Here is a 17,030-nt window from a genome sequence, read left to right on the forward strand (position 1 = left end):
TCGTTCGAAATAAGGTTCACCCATGCAACAGCGACCGCTCGGCCGAAGCGGGCTGGCGGTTTCGCGGCTCGCGCTCGGCACCATGACGTGGGGCCGGGACACCGACGCCGACGATGCGGCCGCCCAGCTGAAGAGTTTCCTCGACGCGGGCGGCAACCTGATCGACACCGCCGACGTCTACGGCGACGGCGACGCCGAGTCGGTGATCGGGTCGCTGCTGGGCTCCCTGGTGCCGCGCGAGGAGCTGCTGATCGCCACCAAGGCGGGGCTTAGACCGGGCAGCGGCCGGCGTCGGGACGGTTCCCGGGGGCACCTGTTGCGCACGCTGGACGCCTCGCTGCGCCGGCTGGGCACGGACCACGTCGACCTCTTCCAACTGCACGGCTACGACCCCGACACGCCGCTGGAGGAGACGCTCGCGGCGCTCGACCACGCGGTGGCCAGCGGCCGGGTCCGCTACGTCGGGGTGTCGAACTTCGCCGGCTGGCAGACCGCGCGGGCGGCGGCCTGGCAGACCGCCTGGCCGGGGCGCGCCCCGGTGGTGGCGGCGCAGGTGGAGTACTCGCTGCTGGAACGGGGCGTGGAGCGGGAGGTGCTGCCCGCGTGCGAGGCCCTCGGGCTGGGGGTGCTGCCGTGGTCGCCGCTGGGCCGCGGGGTGCTCACCGGCAAGTACCGGCACGGCCGGCCCGCCGACTCGCGGGCGGCCTCGCCGCACTTCGAGCGCTTCGTCGCCACCTACCTGGAGCCCCGCTGCTCCAGCATCGTGGAGGCGGTCGCCATCGCCGCGGGCGGGCTGGGCGTCTCCCCGACGGAGGTGGCGCTGGCCTGGATCCGCGACCGGCCCGGGGTGGTGGCCCCGATCCTCGGCGCGCGGACGGTCGGGCAGCTGCTCGGCGCGCTCCAGGTCGAGCGGGTGACCCTGCCGGAGGAGATTGTCACCGCGCTGGACGACGTGTCGGCGGTGCCGGTGGGCTACCCCGAGCGCGACGGCTGACCCCGCGCGGCACGAGCGCGCCGTCAGGCCGTGGGGCGCGGGCCGGGCAGGTCGCGTACGGCGGCGAGGAAGCGGGACTGGTCGTCGCGGGTGGCCGGGTTGACGATCCGGATCCAGGACCCGTCGTCGAACACGATGGTGGACGGGAACTGCATGAGGCGGGCCCCGTGCTCGGACTCGATGCGGGCGATACGCCGCCGCGGCACGCTCCACAGCACCTGGGGGCGCCGCCGGTCCTCGCGGTCGGGGTCGGGACGGCGGCCCATCCGCAGCAGGTGCAGGTGGGTGTCGGTGACCGCCAGCGGGGTGCCGGTGTAGCGCTCGAGGAAGAGCAGGAGGCTGCCGGCGAGGGTGGCCAGGTCGCCGCTGAAGACGTACCGCCGCCGGTAGGCGATCTCGGCGAGCTGGTCGGCCAGCGGGCGGTAGCGGCTGAGCCGGAACAGCGCCCGGAACGCCTCCTGCTCGTCGGTGAGCGGCAGCGGCTCCCGGGGCGCGCCGCCCGGCGCCGGCTCCGGCTCGGCCGCCTCCGGGGTGCCCGCGGCGAGCACGGCGGCCTTGCCGGGCAGCAGCAGGACGCCCGCGGCGATGCGTACGGGCGTCATCACCGCGTCCACCCAGGCGACCGGGTTGACGATGTTGAGCAGCCCGAACAGCGCGCGCGGATCGAGCGCCTCGGCCAGCTCGGCGTTGACCCGGTCGGCGAGCTGGCTGCCGGCCCGGTGGTTCTCCGGGGCCCGGACCGGTGCCAGGCCGACGTAGCGGATCTCCTCGTCGGGCAGCAGGGGCGCGACCAGGGCGCGCTCGGGCTCGTCGGTGGTGCGGAACTCGTCGCGCAGCTCACGGGCCTTGTCCCGGGCGGCCCGCGCACCGCCCAGCACCGCGTCGGTCAGCCGGCCCAGCCGACTGCGCCCCTCGGACACGCCCCCACCCCCTCGATCGGCCGTCACCTGCCGGCCGGCTGCTGCGCCGGCGGCTGCCCGAAGACATTCTGGTCGATCCACTCGGCGCCGCCCTGCACCGCCGCGTCGACCTTGTCGCCGACCTGGTCCATGCCGGGCACCGACAGGCCGGAGACCATCGCGACGGTGCCCCAGGTGGCGCCGTGCACGACGGAGTTCGGGATGTTCCACGGCAGGTTGGTGGCCCAGTCCCGGCCGATCATCCGCGCCCCGTCGGCCATGCCGTGCGCCCGCAGCGCCCCGAGGCGCTCGAACGTGCTCATGTCGAACGGCGAACCGGACTTGCCGAGCTTCCAGGTGCCCTTCGCCGGGTCCATGAACTTGTGGTGCCACTTGTCGGCGGCGCCGGCGGCGCGGCGCTTGTCGGCGTACTTCTGGCCGGCGCGCAGCGCCTTCTGCTTGTCGACCAGCTTGTCCAGGTGGTTGCGCAGTTTGCGCAGGTGGAGCAGGACCCGTTGCAACAGCCGGATGACCTTCTGCAGGTGCGTCGCCAGCGGCCGGATGATCTTCAACATCCGGGTCAGCGCGATCATGCCCCGGGTGACCCCCAGCGCCACGCCGGCCGCCCAGGACGCCCCGGCGGTGAACGGGGCCATCAGCAGCGCGGTGACCAGCGTCACCAGCAGGAAGTTGACGAACTCGACGCAGATGTCGACCAGGACGTCGTGCACCGTCTGGAGCGCGTCGGCCACCCCGCGCAGGTACTCGGCCGTGGCGGCGAACTGCTCGGCGACGTCCAGCAGCTGCTGCTCGACCTCGGCCAACCGCCGCCCGTACGCCTGACCGGACGGGGAGCGCCAGCCGGCCTGTTCGGCCTCGCGCACGCTGCGGTGGCCCATCGCCAGCTCCCGCACCTGCGCGGCCAGCGCGTCCCACTCCGTGGCCTTGGCGCGCAGCGCGGCCGGCTCGCCGTCGACGAGGTCGACGAGCTGGATCAGCGGCCAGGCGAGGGTGCGGCAGACGCTGTCGACCACCTTGTCCACGCCGGACAGGGCGTTGTCGATGCCGTTCCAGAGCTCGACGGCGGTGCCCGCGGGCCCACTCACCGGGGCATCCCGGCGCCGATGGCGCGGAAGGAGGAGTCGATGTCCTGCTCGTTGCGCTCGTAGGCCTCGGCCGTCCCGCCCAGCGCGCCGCCGACCCGCTCGAACGCGTCGTGGCCGGACCGGAACAGCTCCATCCCCCCGGTGACCTGCTCGGCGTACTTCTCGCGGAGCATGTCGCTGACGAACGGCAGGTGCCCGAAGGCCCCGTCCGGTATGTCGCCCGCTGACGTGATCCGGCTCTCCAGCGCGGTCAGCGAGGTGGCCACCCGCTTCGCCGCCGCCTCCAGCCGACGCACCGCCTGCACGTCGACGTCGATGTCAGGCACGCCGTTCCTCCCCCACTCGCCCGGCGGGACGACGATACGATCATGCCGCCGCCGGGCGCCACCCCGGACGGCACCGCGCACGGGAGGTTCTCATGTCTGACCCGCTGTCCGCGTTCGACGCACTCGCCGGACGGCTCGCCGACATCGAACGCCGCTTCGCCGGGCTCACCGACGACCTGGACGAGCTGAGCGCCACCGCCACCGACGACAGCGGCCTGGTCACCGCGACCGTCGACGCCACCGGCGAGCTGTCCGACCTGAGCCTCGCCCCGACCGCGCTGCGGGTGGGCACCGAGGACCTCGCGGCCATGGTGCTGCAGGCGTACCGGCAGGCCCGCGCGGCGGCGACCGCGCAGCTCGAAGAGCGCACCGGGGGTCTCGACGCGACGCTCGGCGCGGGTCTGAACGGGATCTTCGGCACCCCCGGCGACTTCGCCTCGCTGGGCCGCCTGGAGGAGGCGATGGGCCGGCTCGGCCGGCTTGACGGCCGCCTGCCGGGGCCGCCGGCATGACGTCGCCGGGCTGGCCAGACATCGTCGCCCGGCTCCACGACACGCTGTCGGGCTGCGACCGCGACACCGACCTGGAGCTCGTCGCCGGCCCCCGCCGGCTGCACCTGATGGTGCGCCGGGACACCGTCCGCGGGGTCTGCCCGCCCTACGACGAGCGACGCCTGGCCGAACTCGGCTGGCAGGCGCCGCGCGGAGTCGGCGGTTGGTGGTACGAGACGCCGCGCACCGCCGAGGGCCTGCGCTGGTGGAGCGGGTTCGCGGCGCAGACCGCCGCCACGGTGCTCACCACGGAGCCCGCAGCGCTGTCCTGCCAGATCCTCCCGCCCACCGGTCCCCGGGTGCGCCCGGAGCCGACCGTGCCCCGCGTCCGGGCCGCCGAACCCGTCGCCGGGGCCGGGCACCCCGCTGCCGAAGCCGAACACCCCGCCGCCGGAGCCGAGAGGCCCGTCGCCGGAGCCGGGCAGCCCGCTGCGGGGGCCGAACACGCCGCTGCCCAAGTCGAGAGGCCCGTCGCCGGAGCCGGGCAGCCCGCTGCGGGGGCCGGGGACGCGCGCGTGCCCGACCCGCCGCCCGCGGAACGGTCCGCGGATTCGCCCGCGGGCCCCGCCGCGGACGAGGCGCGGAGCGGGGCGGACCCGGGCGGGCCGTCCGTGCTCGACCTGCTCGGCGAGGCCGGCGCGCGGCGGGACCTGCCCGGCTACCTCGGCGTCCTCGCCGCCGCCGCGGTCTGCGTACCGCTGGCGGCGGAGCCGGGGCCGGACCGCGAGGTGCCGTGGACGATCGTCACCGACCCGACCGGTGCGCCGCTGCTGCCCGTCTTCACCTCCCCGGAGGCGCTGACCGCGTTCGCCGGGGAGGGCGTGCCGTTCGTCGCCGTGCCCTGCGCGGACCTGCTCGCGGACTGGCCCGACCCGGCGTGGGGGTTGGTGGTGGACGCGGGCACCCCGCGCGCCCTGGCCCTGGGGGCGGCGTCGCTGGCCGCGCTGCTGGCGGCGAACCCGCCCACCGGCTGACCGCCGGTCGGCGGCCCACCGCTACCGGCCGCGCCGCGCGTGCCGCACGGCGAACACGACCGCGCCGACGACGAGCACGACGCCCAGGAGCTGGAGGCCGGGCGAGTCGTCGGCCTCCCCGTGCACGACGCCGGCGACGCCGAGCGCGGCGGCGAGGAGTGCGAGCAGGTACGTCATGGCGTCTCCCTGGTGGCGGCCGGGGTCGCGGACCTGCCGGCGGGCGGTTCGTGGTCGGTGGTCCGGGGCGGCGCGTCGTGGGGGTTCACTCGTCGACCCACTCGAGCAGGTCACCGGGCTGGCAGTCGAGCACCCGGCACATGGCCTCCAGGGTGCTGAACCGCACGGCCTTGGCCCGGCCGTTCTTCAGCACCGCCACGTTCGCCGGCGTGAGTCCGACGCGCTCGGCGAACTCGCCGACGCTCATCTTGCGTTTCGCCAGTTCGACGTCGATGCGTACGACGATGGGCATCAGATCACCGCCTCCATGTCGGTACGCAGGGTCGTGGCCTGCCGCAGCAGCGCGCGCATCACCACCATCAGCAGGCCCAGCACGGCGACGCCCACCAGCAGCAGGAACAGCAGGAGCGGCAGCCCGGGGTCCGTGGCGTTGAAGCCGACGTAGAGGAAGACGCCCAGCAGCACGACCCAGGCGGCGGCGATCGCCCAGACGATCGCGTCCACCCACGCCAGCGAGGCGTCGCTGAAGATGCGGTCGTGCTTGACCAGGGTGAGCAGCTTCCAGGTGGACACGACCACCACCTGGACGCACAGCACCCAGAACACCGCCACGGCGGTCATCGGCCACCTGAGGTAGGCCTGCTCCGGAGACTCCTCGGCCATGTGGGCGAACTGCCCGGGCAGCGAGAAGGTCTGGAGCATGACCAGGATCCCGAACAGCACGACGAGAAAGACTCTGAGCGGGGCTACCGCTCGATGCTCGTTGAACATGCATCGACTATCGCTCTTAACCTATCGAAAGTCAATCGGTTCGGCGACGGTCGGGAATCCGGGCGGCCACGCCTCGCAGCGGCGCGGGTCACCGGTGAGGGGGTGGCGAAGGCCTCCCGGGCTGGGCAGCATGGAGGTCATGGACTACGAGTACGCGCCGCTGCGGCTGCCGCCGGACGTCGACCGGTTGACCGCCGCGGCGCAGTTGGCGATCCAGGCGGAGTTCTCCGGGTGGGAGTTGGCGCGGGTACGGCTGTACCGCGACGGCACGCGGCAGGTGGTGCTGCGCCGCCGCCGGGTCAACCAGCCGCAGCCGGGACTGTCGTACTGACCACGAAGGCAAGGCCCGGGGCCGACCTTCCGGTCGGGCCCCGGGCCTGCGCCGCCTGACCGGCGGGCCGTCACCGCCTAGTGGGCGTGGTCGTGCTCCTCGTCGAGCTCCATGAAGGGGTGCTCGTCGAGCCGGCCGACCAGCCGGTCGTCGGCCGCCGGCTGGAACGGACCCACCGGGTCGTCGTCGTCGAACGACTCCAGGTCGACCGGGGTGCCGACCTCGCTGACCATCACCACGCCGTCGAGCGGCTCCAGCTCCGGCACGTCCAGCGCGCCGAGCGAGCCGTCACCGCTCTGGAGCAGCTCCAGCACCGCCTCGCCGACCCCCTCGACGGGCTCCGGCTCGTCCTCGGCCGGGGTGCCCTCCCGCCGGGCGGCCTCGGCGACCCGGATCAACGCCGACACGCTCGGCACCCGGTAGTCGCGACGCTGCCGTACCGAGATCACCCGCGGGTGCGGGTCGGTGGGCTCCACGCCCTCCGCGGCCCCGAGGCGCTGGTCGGCCTCCTCCGGGTCGATCGACTCGACGTCCCACGGGGTGACCTCGCCGAAGGCGTCCAGGAGTTGCTCGTCGTACGCGAAGGACGCGTTGTTGAGCGCGACGTACGCCTGCCAGACGTCGTCGTCGTCGACGCGGCCCTGTGCGGCGCGGACGGCGGCCAGGTGGTGGCGGGCCGCATCGATCACGCGCTCGAGGGCGGCGTCCAGCTCACCGTGCTGGTCGGTCATGTGGGTCAGTCCCTTCACGATCAGTGGTTCCCGCCGGGACACGGGGGTTCCTGGCGGGGGCTAGCAGGTGCGGAGGAACCGGTCGAGAACCCGCACGCCGAACTGTAGTCCGTCCACCGGAACCCGCTCGTCGATGCCGTGGAACAGCGCGGAGAAGTTCAGGTCGGCGGGCAGCCGCAGCGGCGCGAAGCCGAAGCAGCGGATGCCGAGCTGCGAGAACGCCTTCGCGTCGGTGCCGCCGGAGAGCATGTACGGCACCGGCCGCGCCCCCGGGTCCTCCGCGCGCAGCGCGGCGGACATCGCGTCGACCAGGTCGCCGTCGAACGTCGTCTCCAGCGCCGGCTGGCGCTGGAGGTACTCGATGACGATGTCCGGACCGACCAGCTCGCGCAGCTGCCGTTCCAGCAGCTCCGACTGCCCCGGCAGGCTGCGGCAGTCGATGGTGGCGGTGGCCCGGCCCGGGATGACGTTGTCCTTGTACCCGGCGGCGAGCCGGGTCGGGTTGGCGGTGTTGCGGATCGTCGCGCCGATGATGTTGGCGATCGGCCCGAGCTTGGCGATGGCGGTCTCCGGGTCCTCCGGGTCCAGCTCGACGCCGAGCAGGTCGGAGACCTCCTCCAGGAACGCCCGCACGGTGTCGGTGACCACCACGGGGAAGCGGTGCCGGCCGACCCGGGCCACCGCCTCGGCGAGCGCCGTGACCGCGTTGTCGTCGTGGATCATCGAGCCGTGCCCGGGGCGGCCCCTGGCGTGCAGGCGCAGCCAGTCGATGCCCTTCTCGGCGGTCTCGATCAGATAGAGCCGCTGGCTGTCGTTGACCGAGTACGAGAAGCCGCCGACCTCGCCGATGGCCTCGGTGCAGCCGTCGAGCAGACCACGGTGCCGCTCGACGAGGAAGTGCGCGCCGTAGTCGCTGCCCGCCTCCTCGTCGGCGGTGTACGCGAGCACGATGTCCCGGGGCGGGCGGACCCCGGTGCGCTGCCAGTGCCGCACCACGGCCAGCACCATCGCGTCGAAGTCCTTCATGTCGATGGCGCCCCGGCCCCACAGGTAGCCGTCGCGCAGCTCACCGGAGAACGGGTGCACCGACCACTCGTCGGCGTCGGCGGGGACGACGTCGAGGTGGCCGTGCACCAGCAGCGCACCGCGGCTCGGGTCGGTGCCGGGGATGCGGGCGACCAGGTTGGCCCGGCCGGGCGCCGACTCGTGGATGACGGACTCGACGCCCACCTCGGCCAGCTTCTCCGCCACGTACTCGGCGGCGAGGCGTTCCCCGGCGCTGGTGTCGTTGTCCCCGGTGTTGGTGGTGTCGATCCGCAGCAGGTCACGGCAGAGGTCGACGACCTCGTCGGTGGGGTCGGGTCGGGCGAAGTCGCTCGTCATCAGACTCCTTCTGTGAGTGTCCCGGGCCTTCGGGCCGGGGAGGGAACGGGACCTCCTGCGAGACAGGTCAGGGATGGCAGGGCCGCCGTCAAGGCCGACAGAAGTACCGCACGGATACCGCAGGTCCGGTTCCAAACTATCGTGTTAGCTTGTGAAAGTGACCTCAAGGGTGAAGCGGGCCTACAAGTTCCGCTTCTACCCGACGGCCCAGCAGGCAGAGCTGTTGAGCCGAACGTTCGGGTGCGTGCGCAAGGTCTACAACCTGGCCCTGCATGCCCGGACCGAGGCGTGGTACCAGCGGCAGGAACGGGTCAACTACAACGCGACCAGCGCGATGCTGACCGCTTGGAAGAAGACTGAGGAGTTGGCTTTCCTCAACGAGGTCTCCTCCGTGCCGCTGCAGCAGACGCTGCGGCATCTGCAAAGCGCCTTCGCGAATTTCTGGGACAAGCGCGCCCGCTACCCGCGCTTCAAGTCCAAGCGCAGGTCGCGAGCTTCGGCCGAGTTCACCCCCAGCGCGTTCCGCTGGAGAGACGGCCAGCTCACTCTGGCCAAGATGACCGACCCGCTGGCCATCGTCTGGTCGAGGTCGCTGCCCGAAGGGCAGTCCCCGTCCACCGTGACCGTGTCCCGCGATTCGGCCGGCCGCTGGTTCGTGTCCCTGCTCTGTGAGGACCAGATCGAGACCCTCCCGGCCGCCGAGAGCGCAGTAGGCATCGATGCCGGCCTCGAGCACCTGCTGACCCTGTCCACCGGGGAGAAGATCGCCAACCCCCGGCACGAACGGGCCGACCGCACTCGGCTGGCCCGCGCCCAGCGAGAGCTGGCACGCAAGGAGAAGGGCTCCCACAACCGGGCCAAGGCCCGGCTCAAGGTGGCCCGCGTCCACGCCCGCATCGGCGATCGCAGGCGTGATCACCTGCACAAGCTCACCACTCGACTCGTGCGCGAAAACCAAACGCTCGTGATCGAGGACCTGACCGTGCGCAACATGGTCCGCAACCACCGCCTGGCCCGCGCCATCAACGATGCGGCCTGGCACCAGTTCCGCGAGCTGCTCACCTACAAGTGCGCCTGGTACGGCCGGAACCTCACCGTGATCGACCGCTGGTACCCCTCCTCCAAGGTGTGCTCGACCTGCGCAGCCGTCGCGCGGAACATGCCGCTGAAAGTGCGGGCCTGGACGTGCCGGTGCGGCACCACCCACGACCGCGACGTCAACGCGGCACGCAACATCCTGGCCGCCGGGCTGGCGGCTGCTGCCTGTGGAGCCGGTGTAAGACCTCAACGGGAACCCTCCCGGACGAGGCGGTCGGCGATGAAGCAGGAAACCCCTGGGGCGACCCAGGGAACCCGCGCCCTCTAGGGCGGGGAGGATGTCAACGGTTCTTCATACCAGCCGGATCGACCGGCACTCGGCGGCCGATCCAGGCGGTTTCGCCGCCGACGCCGCCGGGTACCGCCGCTCGCGACCCGCTCCCCACCACCTGCACCGCCCGCCACAGAGGAGGGCACCATGACCGTTCCCCTGCCACCGCTGCCGCCGACCGGAGAGGACGAGGGCTTCCGGCCGGGCGGCCGCAGCATCGCCGACATCCTCGACGCCGAGCACCGGCAACTGCGGGAGCTGCTGCGGCGGCTCACCGACCCGGGCCCGGAGCCCGCCCCCGAGCGCGGCCTGGAGGTGCTCACGGCGGCGCTGTCGCGGCACCTGTCCGCCGAGGAGCAATACCTGCTGCCCGCCGTCCGGGCCGCGCTGCCCGACGCGGCGGAGCGGATCGACCGGGCCATCGCGGACGACCGGGCCCTGCTGACCGCCCTGAAGGCGCTCGCCGACGAGGGGCTCGCCGACGTCGCCGCGCGGGTCCACCGCCACGTCGAGGAAGCGGGCGCGCTCGTCGCGGCGCTGCGCGAGGTGGCCAGCGCCGAGGAGCTGATCCGCCTGGGCAACCGGCTGGAGATCGCCGAGGAGGCGGCCCCGACCCGCCCGCACCCCGGCACCCCGGCGACCCCGCCGTGGAACCGGGTCGTCGAGCCCGCGGTGGGCGCCGTCGACAAGGTCCGCGACGCCGTCACCGGCCGACCCACCTACCTGGCCGACCTCACCGAGCGGCCGCCGGGCTGAGCCGGCGGCGGGCGCGGGCGCGGCGCGCCGGGGCAGATCGGGGACACATTGGGATGCGTTGATCCGTTCAGGGCCTTCCGTCGGCCGCTACGGGGTCATACCGTCACGGTATGAATCTGGAGCTGCGACACCTGAGGGTGGTCTGCGCGATCGCGGAGACGGGGAGCGTGACCAAGGCGGCATCGACGCTCGGCCTGGCCCAGCCAGCACTCACCGCCCAGCTCCAGCGCATCGAGCGGACCCTGGGCGGGCCCTTGTTCGAGCGGGACCGCCGCGGCGCCCGCCCGACCGCCCTCGGCGAGCTGGTGCTCGCCCGGGCGCGGGTGCTGCTGCCGGCGATGAAGGGCCTGCAGGACGAAGCGGCGCGGCTGGCGGGGGCCGGGGACGTGCCCCGCCGCTACCGGTTCGGCGGGGTGAACAGCCCCATCCTCGGCCGGCTCGTGCACCGGCTCGCCGCGGAGCCCCCACCGGCCCAGATCACCACCCACGCCTCCTGGTCGGCCGACGAGCTGGCCCAGCTCGTCGCGGGCGGCCGGCTGGACTTCGCGCTGATCGGGGTGTGCGGCGACGCGGCCCCGCCCGCCGAGCTCGGATTGAGCTGGCGGGAGGTGGCCGTCGACCCGGTGCTGGTGCTGCTGCCGGAGCAGCACCCGCTGGCCGGGCACGCCGAGGTGAGCCTGGTGGACCTGAGCCACGAGCAGTGGGTCGCCGCGCCCGGCGACGGCTGCTTCGGCGACTGCTTCGCCGCCGCCTGCGCCCGCGCCGGCTTCACCCCGCGCAAGGTGTACGAGACCGACGTGCGCTGCTGCATCGACATGGTGGACTCCGGCGAGGCGATCGCGCTCTGCCAGGCCACCTTCCGCCCGGTCGCCGGGTTGGTCACCCGGATGCTGGCCGGGACGCCGCTGCGCTGGCGGCTGATGCTGGGCTGGCATCCCGACTCCCCCGCCGCCCGCGACGCCGAACTGGTGCTGGAGTTCGCGCTGGCCGCGTACACCGACTCGCTGGCGGCGCACCCGGAATACCTGGCCTGGCTGCTGCGTAACCCCACCTACGGGGCGCGGAGGCTGACGGCCGCCGGGGCCGACGGGGTGCGAACGGCGTAGCGCCGGGTATCAGGCGGACATGACCGATGCCTACCCCGCCGCCGACGACCGGGAGATCCTCCGGCAGGCCGCCGCCACGCACACCGCCGCCGCCCGCGACGTGGAGGCGTTCCTGCGTCGCCTGCCCGAGGTGCCCGACCCGGCGGACGTCACGGAGTACGCCAACCTGCTGACCCGCGAGGAGCGGGCGCGCGCCGACCGCGAGGCGGCGGCCGACGCCGCGGGCCTGACGATCGGCAGCCTGGAGAGCGACCACGGTTGACCACGGCGGGCGGCGCCCGGTCCTCCCGGGCGCCGCCCGCCGCCGGCTCAGCGTTCGACGAGGACGTCGTGGCCCAGGTCGAGCAGGGCGTGCCGCCACTCGTCGTCGGCGTTGCCGCGGGGCGGCTTCTCGTCCAGCAGGGACTGGATCTCGTCGATCGCGTCCCGCATCACCCGGATGTCCTCCGGCGTGAGGTCGACCTTGCGTTTGGCCAGCACCCGCAGGATCCGTCGGCCCATCCCGGGCAGGTCGAGGTCCGGGTCGGGCCCGAACGACTCCTCCCCGGAGCCGCGGGTGAGCAACCACTGCCGCAACTGCTCCGACGGGACGTTCACCTGGGCGTGGAAGTCGTCCCAGAGCACCTCCACCTCGGGTTCGAGCCGCTGCTCGCGTACCATCAGCCCTCCTCTCGACGGCGGCGGTCGGACTCCGCCGGCTCCGGATCGTCGCCCTGCTGGCCCACGCCCTCCGGCGGCATCCGCACCCGGGCGGGGTTGGCGGTCGGCGGGGCCACGATCGGATCGGTGCGCTCGCTCTCGTCCCGGGTCTCCTCGGGTTCGCTCATGTCCGCCCTCCGGTCATCGGGGATGGGACGTCGTGGCCGGGGTGTAGCCGCGCTCGCCGGCCGTCACGTCGAAGGCGAGCCGCCCGTCGCGGGCGTCCACGGTGATCTTCTGGCCGGGTGAGACCGCCGACTCCAGCAGCATCCGGGACAGCTGGTTGTCCACCTCCCGCTGGATGACCCGGCGCAACGGCCGGGCGCCGAACTCCGGCTGGTAGCCGTGCTCGGCGATCCAGTCGACGCCGGCGGTGGTGAAGTGGACCTGGATGTCCTGCGCGTGCAGGCGGCGACGGGTCTCCTCCAGCAGCAGGCCGGTGATCTGGCGCAGCTGCTCGGCCTCCAGCCGGCGGAAGATGATCACCTCGTCGATGCGGTTGAGGAACTCCGGCCGGAAGTTCTCCTGGAGCCGGCGCATCAGCCGCTCGCGCAGCTCGTCGCGCTCCTGCTCGCCGCCCTCCGCGCCGGTGCCGAACCCGACCGCGCGCTGGGCGCCGGTGATCAGCTCCGAGCCGAGGTTGCTCGTCATGATCAGTACGGTGTTCTTGAAGTTGACCGTCCGGCCCTGGCTGTCGGTGAGCCGCCCGTCGTCGAGCACCTGGAGCAGGATGTTGAACACGTCCGCGTGGGCCTTCTCGATCTCGTCGAGCAGCACCACCGCGTACGGGCGGCGGCGGACCGCCTCGGTGAGCTGGCCGGCCTCCTCGTAGCCGACGTACCCGGGCGGGGCGCCGACGAGCCGGCTGACCGTGTGCCGCTCCTGGAACTCGCTCATGTCCACCCGGACCATCCGGTCGGCCTCGCCGAACAACGCCTCCGCGAGGGCCCGGGCCAGCTCGGTCTTGCCGACGCCGGTGGGCCCGAGGAAGAGGAAGCTGCCCATCGGGCGGTCCGGGTCGGCCAGCCCGGCACGCGAGCGGCGGACCGCCTCGGCGACCGCGGTGACCGCGTCCTCCTGGCCGACCACCTTCTCGTGCAGGTGGCCCTCCAGGCGCAGCAGCCGGTCGCGTTCCTCCTCGGTGAGCTGGCTGATCGGGATGCCGGTGGCGCGGGAGACCACCTCGGCGATCTCCTGCGGCCCAACGGCCGGCACCTGCGACGGGCCGCCCTCGTCGCCCCGGGCCCGGCGGATCTGCTCCTCCAGCTCGGCGAGCTGGTCGCGCAGCGTGGACGCCTTCTCGTACTGCTCGTCGGCGACGGCCTGTTCCTTGTCCCGGCGTACCTCCTCGAGCTGTGTCTCCAGCTCCCGCACGTCGGACGCCGGGGTGCGGGTGCGCAGCCGGACCCGGGCGCCGGCCTGGTCGATCAGGTCGATCGCCTTGTCCGGCAGGAACCGGTCGGTCACGTACCGGTCGGACAGCTCGGTCGCGGCGACCAGCGCCTCGTCGGTGAACCGCACCTGGTGGTGGGCCTCGTAGCGGTCGCGCAGACCGCGCAGGATCGCCACGGTGTCGTCGACGGTGGGTTCCGGCACGAACACCGGCTGGAAGCGGCGGGCCAGCGCCGCGTCCTTCTCGATGCTCTTGCGGTACTCGTCCAGCGTGGTCGCGCCGATCACCCGCAGTTCGCCCCGGGCCAGCGCCGGCTTGAGCATGTTCGAGGCGTCCATGCCGCCCTCGCTGCCCGCCCCGCCCGCACCGACCAGGGTGTGGATCTCGTCGAGGAAGACGATCAGCTCGTCGCGGTGCGCCCGGATCTCGTCGATCACCTTCTTCAGCCGCTCCTCGAAGTCGCCCCGGTAGCGGGTTCCCGCCACCAGGCCGGCCAGGTCGAGCTGGATCACCCGCTTGCCGAGCAACGTCTGCGGCACGTCGCCGTCGCAGATCCGCTCCGCCAGCCCCTCCACGATCGCGGTCTTGCCGACGCCGGCCTCGCCGATGAGCACCGGGTTGTTCTTCGTCCGCCGGGACAGGATCTCGACGGCCTGCTCGATCTCGTCGGCCCGGCCGATCACCGGGTCGATCTGGTCGTTGCGGGCCAGGTCGGTGAGGTCCTGGCCGTACTGGTCGAGGGTGGGCGTGCCCCGGTCGGGCTTCGGCCCGGTCATCGGCCCGCGCTCGGCGCTGGCCGCCTGCAACGACTCCGGCTGGATCCGGCCGGCGGCGAGCATCCGGCCCGCCGGGGACTCCGGGTTCAGCGGCAGCGCCATCAGGATGTGCTCGGGGCCGATGTAGTTGGCGCCCATCGCCCGGGACAGCTGGTGGGCGTCGAGCAGCGCCCGCTTGGCCGCGGGAGTGAGCGACAGGTTGGGCGGCACCTCGCCCTTGGGCGCGCCGTCGCCGCGCCCACCGAGCGCGTTGAGCAGCGTGTCCGGGTCGGCGCCGGCACGCCGGACGAGGTCGCGCAGCGGTTCGCGTTGCAGCGCGGCCCAGAGCAGGTGGTCGGTGTCGAGGTCGGTGCTCTTGCGTTGGGCGGCCCGGCGGGCCGCGTCGGCCAGCATCTCCCTGGCGTCGGCGGTCATCAGCCGGGTGATGTCGACCCGGTGCGCGGGTCGGCGCCCACCCTCGCCCCGGCCGAAGTACCGGGCCAGGAACTCGTCCCAGGGGTCGGAGCCGAAGTCACCGGGTCCCATCATGTCTGTCCTCCGCAGTCGGGCGCGACGGTCGCCAGGGGCTACCCGGCGGTCCGCCCGACAAACGCCACCACCCACGCCGCGACCCGCCACGAGGGCCCCCGGGCGAGGTGCAAGGAAGGGCCCCTGTTAACGCCTGCGGTAGAGGAAGGGTCCCTTCCTTGCACCTCAGGCGTGGGGTGGGAGGCTGGTGGGATGGAGCCGACGATGCCGCTGCTGATCGTGGACGCCGCCAACGTGGTGGGGTCCCGCCCGGACGGTTGGTGGCGCGACCGCGCGGGCGCGACCGCCCGGCTGCGCGACTCGCTGGCCCCGGTGGCCGCCGCCGGGCTGCCCCCGCAACTGCCTCCCCCGGTCGAGGTGGTGCTGGTGGTGGAGGGCCGGGCGCGCAACGTGCCGGGCACGGCCGGGGTCCGGGTCGTGGCCGCGCCCGGGTCCGGCGACGACGCCGTCGTCGACCTGGTCGCCGCCGCGCCGCGGCGCCGGCGGCTGGTCGTCACCGCCGACCGTGAGCTGCGGGAACGCGTCGTCACGCAGGGCGCGGAGGTGTACGGGCCGCGCTGGCTGCGGGACCGGCCGACTCCGCCCGGGTAGTCCCGTCAATCGGACTAGCGGCGCTTCCGGTCGACAACCGGTCAGCGGGGCAGGAACACTGACAGGGCGGATGTTCTCTCACCGTGAGGGATAGGCTCTAATGGAGGCCTCCCCGCCCCCAGGAGGTTTCGCCGTGGCGAGCGTCGCCGAGCTCAAGGCAGCCATCGATGTCGCGCTCCAACAGATCGGCGACGGCCAGAGCGCCGTGCAGGCGGCCGGGGAGAAGCTGGCCGAGGCGCAGCAGACCCTGGCCGGCGCGCTGGAGGGCAGCGGGCACGAGACCGTCGAGGCGGCCCAGTCCTCGCTGACCCAGGCCAGCCAGGAGCTGGAGGAGTGCCTCGCCGCGACACTCGTCGCCGTCGAGCAGGCGCAACTCTACGTCGCGACGCTCTGAGGCTCGGCCGTGTCCATCGTCGAGGACATCGGCGCGCAGGTCCGCGCCGCCGCCGATGAGCTGCCGCTCGCGCAGCTGGCCCTGGCGCTCGAGAAGTTCGGGCTGGCCGCCGAGCGGCTGCGCTGGGTCCGCCAGGAGTCGGCCGACCCGATGGGGGTGCCGGAGCTCTCCGCCGCCACCGAGCACGCCGAGACCGCCGGCTACGCGCTGCGCGTCGCGCAGGAGCAGCTCTCGGCGTACCTCGCCGCGATCGGGCTGGCCGCCGACGGCTCCCCCGCTCCGGGGCCGCAGGAGCAGCGGCGCCGGCCCGCGCACGACGCGCCGCGGGAGGCGGCCCCCGGGGAGCCGGCGCCGGAGCCGGCCGCCGACGTGACGCCCCGCCGCTGGTGGGCGGTACGGGTGGCCGAGCTGACGGGCGGCCGGGAGGGCACGCCCGAGCAGCCCGACGAGAAGGTCGACGACGCCCGGGAGCTGCTGCGCCGGGTCGTCGGCGGGGTTCGTGCCGGCGACCGCGACCGGCTGCACACCGAGCTGCGTCGCGCGCACGCCGACGTCGGCCTCGGCCTGGCGGCGGTCGCCCCGCCGCTGCTGCGCGAGCTGGCCGGTGAGCTGCTCGGGCACCCACCGCGCGCCGAGGACCTCGGACGGCTGCACCGCGAGCTGGACGGCCGGGTGCGGGACCTGCTGCCCGGCCTGCCCCCCGCGGTGCTGGACACGCTGCTGACCCGGATCTGCCGGATGCCCCCGCCCCGGCGCGGCGAGGCGGAGCAGCCGCACGCCGCCGACCCGGCCGTCACCGCGGGGGTGCTCACCGGGGTGTTGCTGGCCCGGCTCGGCCGGGACCTGCCGACCGACGACGAGCGGGCCCAGCAGGCCGAGACGGCCCGGGAGCGACGCGCCGCCGCCGAGCGGGACCGTCAGGCGGAGACGGCCCGCGACCGGGCCGACGACGCCGAGTGGCAGCGACGCGCCGCCGCCGCGAAGGGCCGGGTGGCCGCCGCGCGGGAGCGGGTCGCGGCGGCACGGGACCGGGCGGAGGCGGCACACGACCAGGCGACCGCGGCCCGGGAGCGGGCGGCGACCGCCGCCCAGGCCGCCCCGAAGCCGGACCGGACGGCGACACCCGGCCAGCCCGACCCGACGCCCGACCGGGCAGCGACGCACGGCCGTCCCGG

General features: G+C 74.0%; 21 protein-coding genes and 1 pseudogene. 11 read left to right on the forward strand and 11 right to left on the reverse strand.

Translation table 11 applies throughout. From position 1 onward, the window contains the following. Positions 1 to 22: 22 nt before the first annotated feature. Complete coding sequence (locus EV374_RS20860) at positions 23 to 994, forward strand: aldo/keto reductase (protein ID WP_132237889.1); 972 nt, start codon at positions 23 to 25, stop codon at positions 992 to 994. 23 nt (positions 995 to 1,017) lie between these two features. Here EV374_RS20860 and EV374_RS20865 read toward each other — a convergent pair whose 3' ends face one another. From EV374_RS20865 to EV374_RS20875, 3 genes are read right to left on the reverse strand one after another with little or no spacing between them, the layout of a single operon-like run. Further along, positions 1,018 to 1,914, reverse strand: coding sequence for a hypothetical protein (locus EV374_RS20865; RefSeq protein ID WP_132237891.1), 897 nt, complete (start codon positions 1,912 to 1,914; stop codon positions 1,018 to 1,020). 23 nt (positions 1,915 to 1,937) lie between these two features. Next, positions 1,938 to 2,999, reverse strand: coding sequence for a PPE domain-containing protein (locus tag EV374_RS20870; RefSeq protein ID WP_132237893.1), 1,062 nt, complete (start codon positions 2,997 to 2,999; stop codon positions 1,938 to 1,940). After that, complete coding sequence (locus EV374_RS20875; RefSeq protein WP_132237895.1) at positions 2,996 to 3,325, reverse strand: hypothetical protein; 330 nt, start codon at positions 3,323 to 3,325, stop codon at positions 2,996 to 2,998. Before EV374_RS20875 ends, EV374_RS20870 begins: the two co-directional genes overlap by 4 nt. Positions 3,326 to 3,417: 92 nt before the next feature. On the opposite strand from EV374_RS20875, the gene EV374_RS20880 reads away from it, so the two are divergent. Next, positions 3,418 to 3,837, forward strand: coding sequence for a YbaB/EbfC family nucleoid-associated protein (locus EV374_RS20880; protein ID WP_132237897.1), 420 nt, complete (start codon positions 3,418 to 3,420; stop codon positions 3,835 to 3,837). After that, positions 3,834 to 4,850: an SseB family protein gene (locus EV374_RS20885; RefSeq protein WP_132237899.1), complete on the forward strand. Its 1,017-nt coding sequence runs from the start codon at positions 3,834 to 3,836 to the stop codon at positions 4,848 to 4,850. The genes EV374_RS20880 and EV374_RS20885 overlap by 4 nt, the downstream gene beginning before the upstream one ends. Positions 4,851 to 4,871: 21 nt before the next feature. On the opposite strand, the gene EV374_RS32680 is transcribed toward EV374_RS20885, so the two are convergent. The 3 genes from EV374_RS32680 to EV374_RS20895 form a co-directional block, all read right to left on the reverse strand. After that, positions 4,872 to 5,027, reverse strand: a complete 156-nt coding sequence (locus EV374_RS32680; RefSeq protein WP_165947854.1) for a hypothetical protein — start codon at positions 5,025 to 5,027, stop codon at positions 4,872 to 4,874. 85 nt (positions 5,028 to 5,112) lie between these two features. After that, positions 5,113 to 5,319 (reverse strand): helix-turn-helix domain-containing protein, encoded by a 207-nt coding sequence (locus EV374_RS20890; protein WP_026874506.1) that lies wholly within the window; start codon positions 5,317 to 5,319, stop codon positions 5,113 to 5,115. Then, complete coding sequence (locus EV374_RS20895) at positions 5,319 to 5,798, reverse strand: DUF2975 domain-containing protein (protein ID WP_132237901.1); 480 nt, start codon at positions 5,796 to 5,798, stop codon at positions 5,319 to 5,321. The genes EV374_RS20890 and EV374_RS20895 overlap by 1 nt, the downstream gene beginning before the upstream one ends. 139 nt (positions 5,799 to 5,937) lie before the next feature. Between EV374_RS20895 and EV374_RS20900 the strand changes: the two genes are divergently transcribed. Further along, positions 5,938 to 6,129 carry a DUF5703 family protein gene (locus EV374_RS20900; protein ID WP_121399254.1) on the forward strand — a complete coding sequence of 64 codons (192 nt, stop codon included), beginning with the start codon at positions 5,938 to 5,940 and terminating at the stop codon, positions 6,127 to 6,129. A 77-nt stretch (positions 6,130 to 6,206) separates the two neighbouring features. Here the strand turns inward: EV374_RS20900 and EV374_RS20905 are convergent, their stop codons facing one another. Continuing rightward, a complete protein-coding gene (locus EV374_RS20905) occupies positions 6,207 to 6,860 on the reverse strand; it encodes a hypothetical protein (protein WP_132237903.1) in 654 nt (217 codons plus the stop codon). A gap of 60 nt (positions 6,861 to 6,920) precedes the next feature. Beyond that, complete coding sequence (locus tag EV374_RS20910; protein WP_132237905.1) at positions 6,921 to 8,243, reverse strand: M20/M25/M40 family metallo-hydrolase; 1,323 nt, start codon at positions 8,241 to 8,243, stop codon at positions 6,921 to 6,923. A 169-nt stretch (positions 8,244 to 8,412) separates the two neighbouring features. Between EV374_RS20910 and EV374_RS20915 the strand changes: the two genes are divergently transcribed. The 4 genes from EV374_RS20915 (at position 8,413) to EV374_RS20930 (ending at position 11,736) form a co-directional block, all read left to right on the forward strand. Continuing rightward, positions 8,413 to 9,609 carry an RNA-guided endonuclease InsQ/TnpB family protein gene (locus EV374_RS20915; protein ID WP_207914419.1) on the forward strand — a complete coding sequence of 399 codons (1,197 nt, stop codon included), beginning with the start codon at positions 8,413 to 8,415 and terminating at the stop codon, positions 9,607 to 9,609. Positions 9,610 to 9,759: 150 nt separating this feature from the next. After that, on the forward strand, positions 9,760 to 10,368 hold the full coding sequence (locus tag EV374_RS20920) for a hemerythrin domain-containing protein (protein WP_132237909.1): 609 nt from the start codon (positions 9,760 to 9,762) through the stop codon (positions 10,366 to 10,368). 110 nt (positions 10,369 to 10,478) lie between these two features. Then, positions 10,479 to 11,474: a LysR family transcriptional regulator gene (locus EV374_RS20925; protein ID WP_132237911.1), complete on the forward strand. Its 996-nt coding sequence runs from the start codon at positions 10,479 to 10,481 to the stop codon at positions 11,472 to 11,474. A 19-nt stretch (positions 11,475 to 11,493) separates the two neighbouring features. Beyond that, positions 11,494 to 11,736, forward strand: coding sequence for a hypothetical protein (locus tag EV374_RS20930; protein ID WP_132237913.1), 243 nt, complete (start codon positions 11,494 to 11,496; stop codon positions 11,734 to 11,736). Between the two features lie 47 nt (positions 11,737 to 11,783). Here the strand turns inward: EV374_RS20930 and EV374_RS20935 are convergent, their stop codons facing one another. Genes EV374_RS20935 through EV374_RS20940 form a run of 3 tightly spaced genes read right to left on the reverse strand, consistent with a single transcriptional unit; the run spans position 11,784 to position 14,870 of the window. Continuing rightward, positions 11,784 to 12,134, reverse strand: coding sequence for a DUF3140 domain-containing protein (locus tag EV374_RS20935; protein WP_132237915.1), 351 nt, complete (start codon positions 12,132 to 12,134; stop codon positions 11,784 to 11,786). Then, a complete protein-coding gene (locus EV374_RS32685; RefSeq protein WP_165947855.1) occupies positions 12,134 to 12,301 on the reverse strand; it encodes a hypothetical protein in 168 nt (55 codons plus the stop codon). Before EV374_RS32685 ends, EV374_RS20935 begins: the two co-directional genes overlap by 1 nt. Before the next feature lie 13 nt (positions 12,302 to 12,314). Then, complete coding sequence (locus EV374_RS20940) at positions 12,315 to 14,870, reverse strand: ATP-dependent Clp protease ATP-binding subunit (RefSeq protein ID WP_132237917.1); 2,556 nt, start codon at positions 14,868 to 14,870, stop codon at positions 12,315 to 12,317. 192 nt (positions 14,871 to 15,062) lie between these two features. Between EV374_RS20940 and EV374_RS20945 the strand changes: the two genes are divergently transcribed. The 3 genes and pseudogenes from EV374_RS20945 to EV374_RS20955 all read left to right on the forward strand — a co-directional run. Then, the gene (locus tag EV374_RS20945; RefSeq protein WP_132237919.1) at positions 15,063 to 15,461 is read left to right on the forward strand and encodes a hypothetical protein; all 399 of its coding nucleotides are present in this window, start codon (positions 15,063 to 15,065) and stop codon (positions 15,459 to 15,461) included. Positions 15,462 to 15,594: 133 nt separating this feature from the next. Next, positions 15,595 to 15,855 carry a hypothetical protein gene (locus EV374_RS20950; protein WP_089000636.1) on the forward strand — a complete coding sequence of 87 codons (261 nt, stop codon included), beginning with the start codon at positions 15,595 to 15,597 and terminating at the stop codon, positions 15,853 to 15,855. Between the two features lie 9 nt (positions 15,856 to 15,864). Beyond that, a pseudogene (locus EV374_RS20955) lies at positions 15,865 to 16,979 on the forward strand (hypothetical protein); the annotation flags it as partial. Positions 16,980 to 17,030 lie beyond the last annotated feature (51 nt).

The organism is Micromonospora sp. CNZ303, assembly GCF_004345505.1.

Coding starts and splice junctions, on each gene's coding strand:
- EV374_RS20945 (WP_132237919.1), top strand. CDS start 15,063: ATGGAGCCGACGATGCCGCTGCTGATCGTGGACGCCGCCAACGTGGTG.
- EV374_RS20900 (WP_121399254.1), top strand. CDS start 5,938: ATGGACTACGAGTACGCGCCGCTGCGGCTGCCGCCGGACGTCGACCGG.
- EV374_RS20910 (WP_132237905.1), bottom strand. CDS start 8,243: ATGACGAGCGACTTCGCCCGACCCGACCCCACCGACGAGGTCGTCGAC.
- EV374_RS20935 (WP_132237915.1), bottom strand. CDS start 12,134: ATGGTACGCGAGCAGCGGCTCGAACCCGAGGTGGAGGTGCTCTGGGAC.
- EV374_RS20885 (WP_132237899.1), top strand. CDS start 3,834: ATGACGTCGCCGGGCTGGCCAGACATCGTCGCCCGGCTCCACGACACG.
- EV374_RS20890 (WP_026874506.1), bottom strand. CDS start 5,319: ATGCCCATCGTCGTACGCATCGACGTCGAACTGGCGAAACGCAAGATG.
- EV374_RS20920 (WP_132237909.1), top strand. CDS start 9,760: ATGACCGTTCCCCTGCCACCGCTGCCGCCGACCGGAGAGGACGAGGGC.
- EV374_RS20940 (WP_132237917.1), bottom strand. CDS start 14,870: ATGATGGGACCCGGTGACTTCGGCTCCGACCCCTGGGACGAGTTCCTG.
- EV374_RS20905 (WP_132237903.1), bottom strand. CDS start 6,860: ATGACCGACCAGCACGGTGAGCTGGACGCCGCCCTCGAGCGCGTGATC.
- EV374_RS20925 (WP_132237911.1), top strand. CDS start 10,479: ATGAATCTGGAGCTGCGACACCTGAGGGTGGTCTGCGCGATCGCGGAG.
- EV374_RS20895 (WP_132237901.1), bottom strand. CDS start 5,798: ATGTTCAACGAGCATCGAGCGGTAGCCCCGCTCAGAGTCTTTCTCGTC.
- EV374_RS20860 (WP_132237889.1), top strand. CDS start 23: ATGCAACAGCGACCGCTCGGCCGAAGCGGGCTGGCGGTTTCGCGGCTC.
- EV374_RS32685 (WP_165947855.1), bottom strand. CDS start 12,301: ATGAGCGAACCCGAGGAGACCCGGGACGAGAGCGAGCGCACCGATCCG.
- EV374_RS32680 (WP_165947854.1), bottom strand. CDS start 5,027: ATGACGTACCTGCTCGCACTCCTCGCCGCCGCGCTCGGCGTCGCCGGC.
- EV374_RS20880 (WP_132237897.1), top strand. CDS start 3,418: ATGTCTGACCCGCTGTCCGCGTTCGACGCACTCGCCGGACGGCTCGCC.
- EV374_RS20930 (WP_132237913.1), top strand. CDS start 11,494: ATGACCGATGCCTACCCCGCCGCCGACGACCGGGAGATCCTCCGGCAG.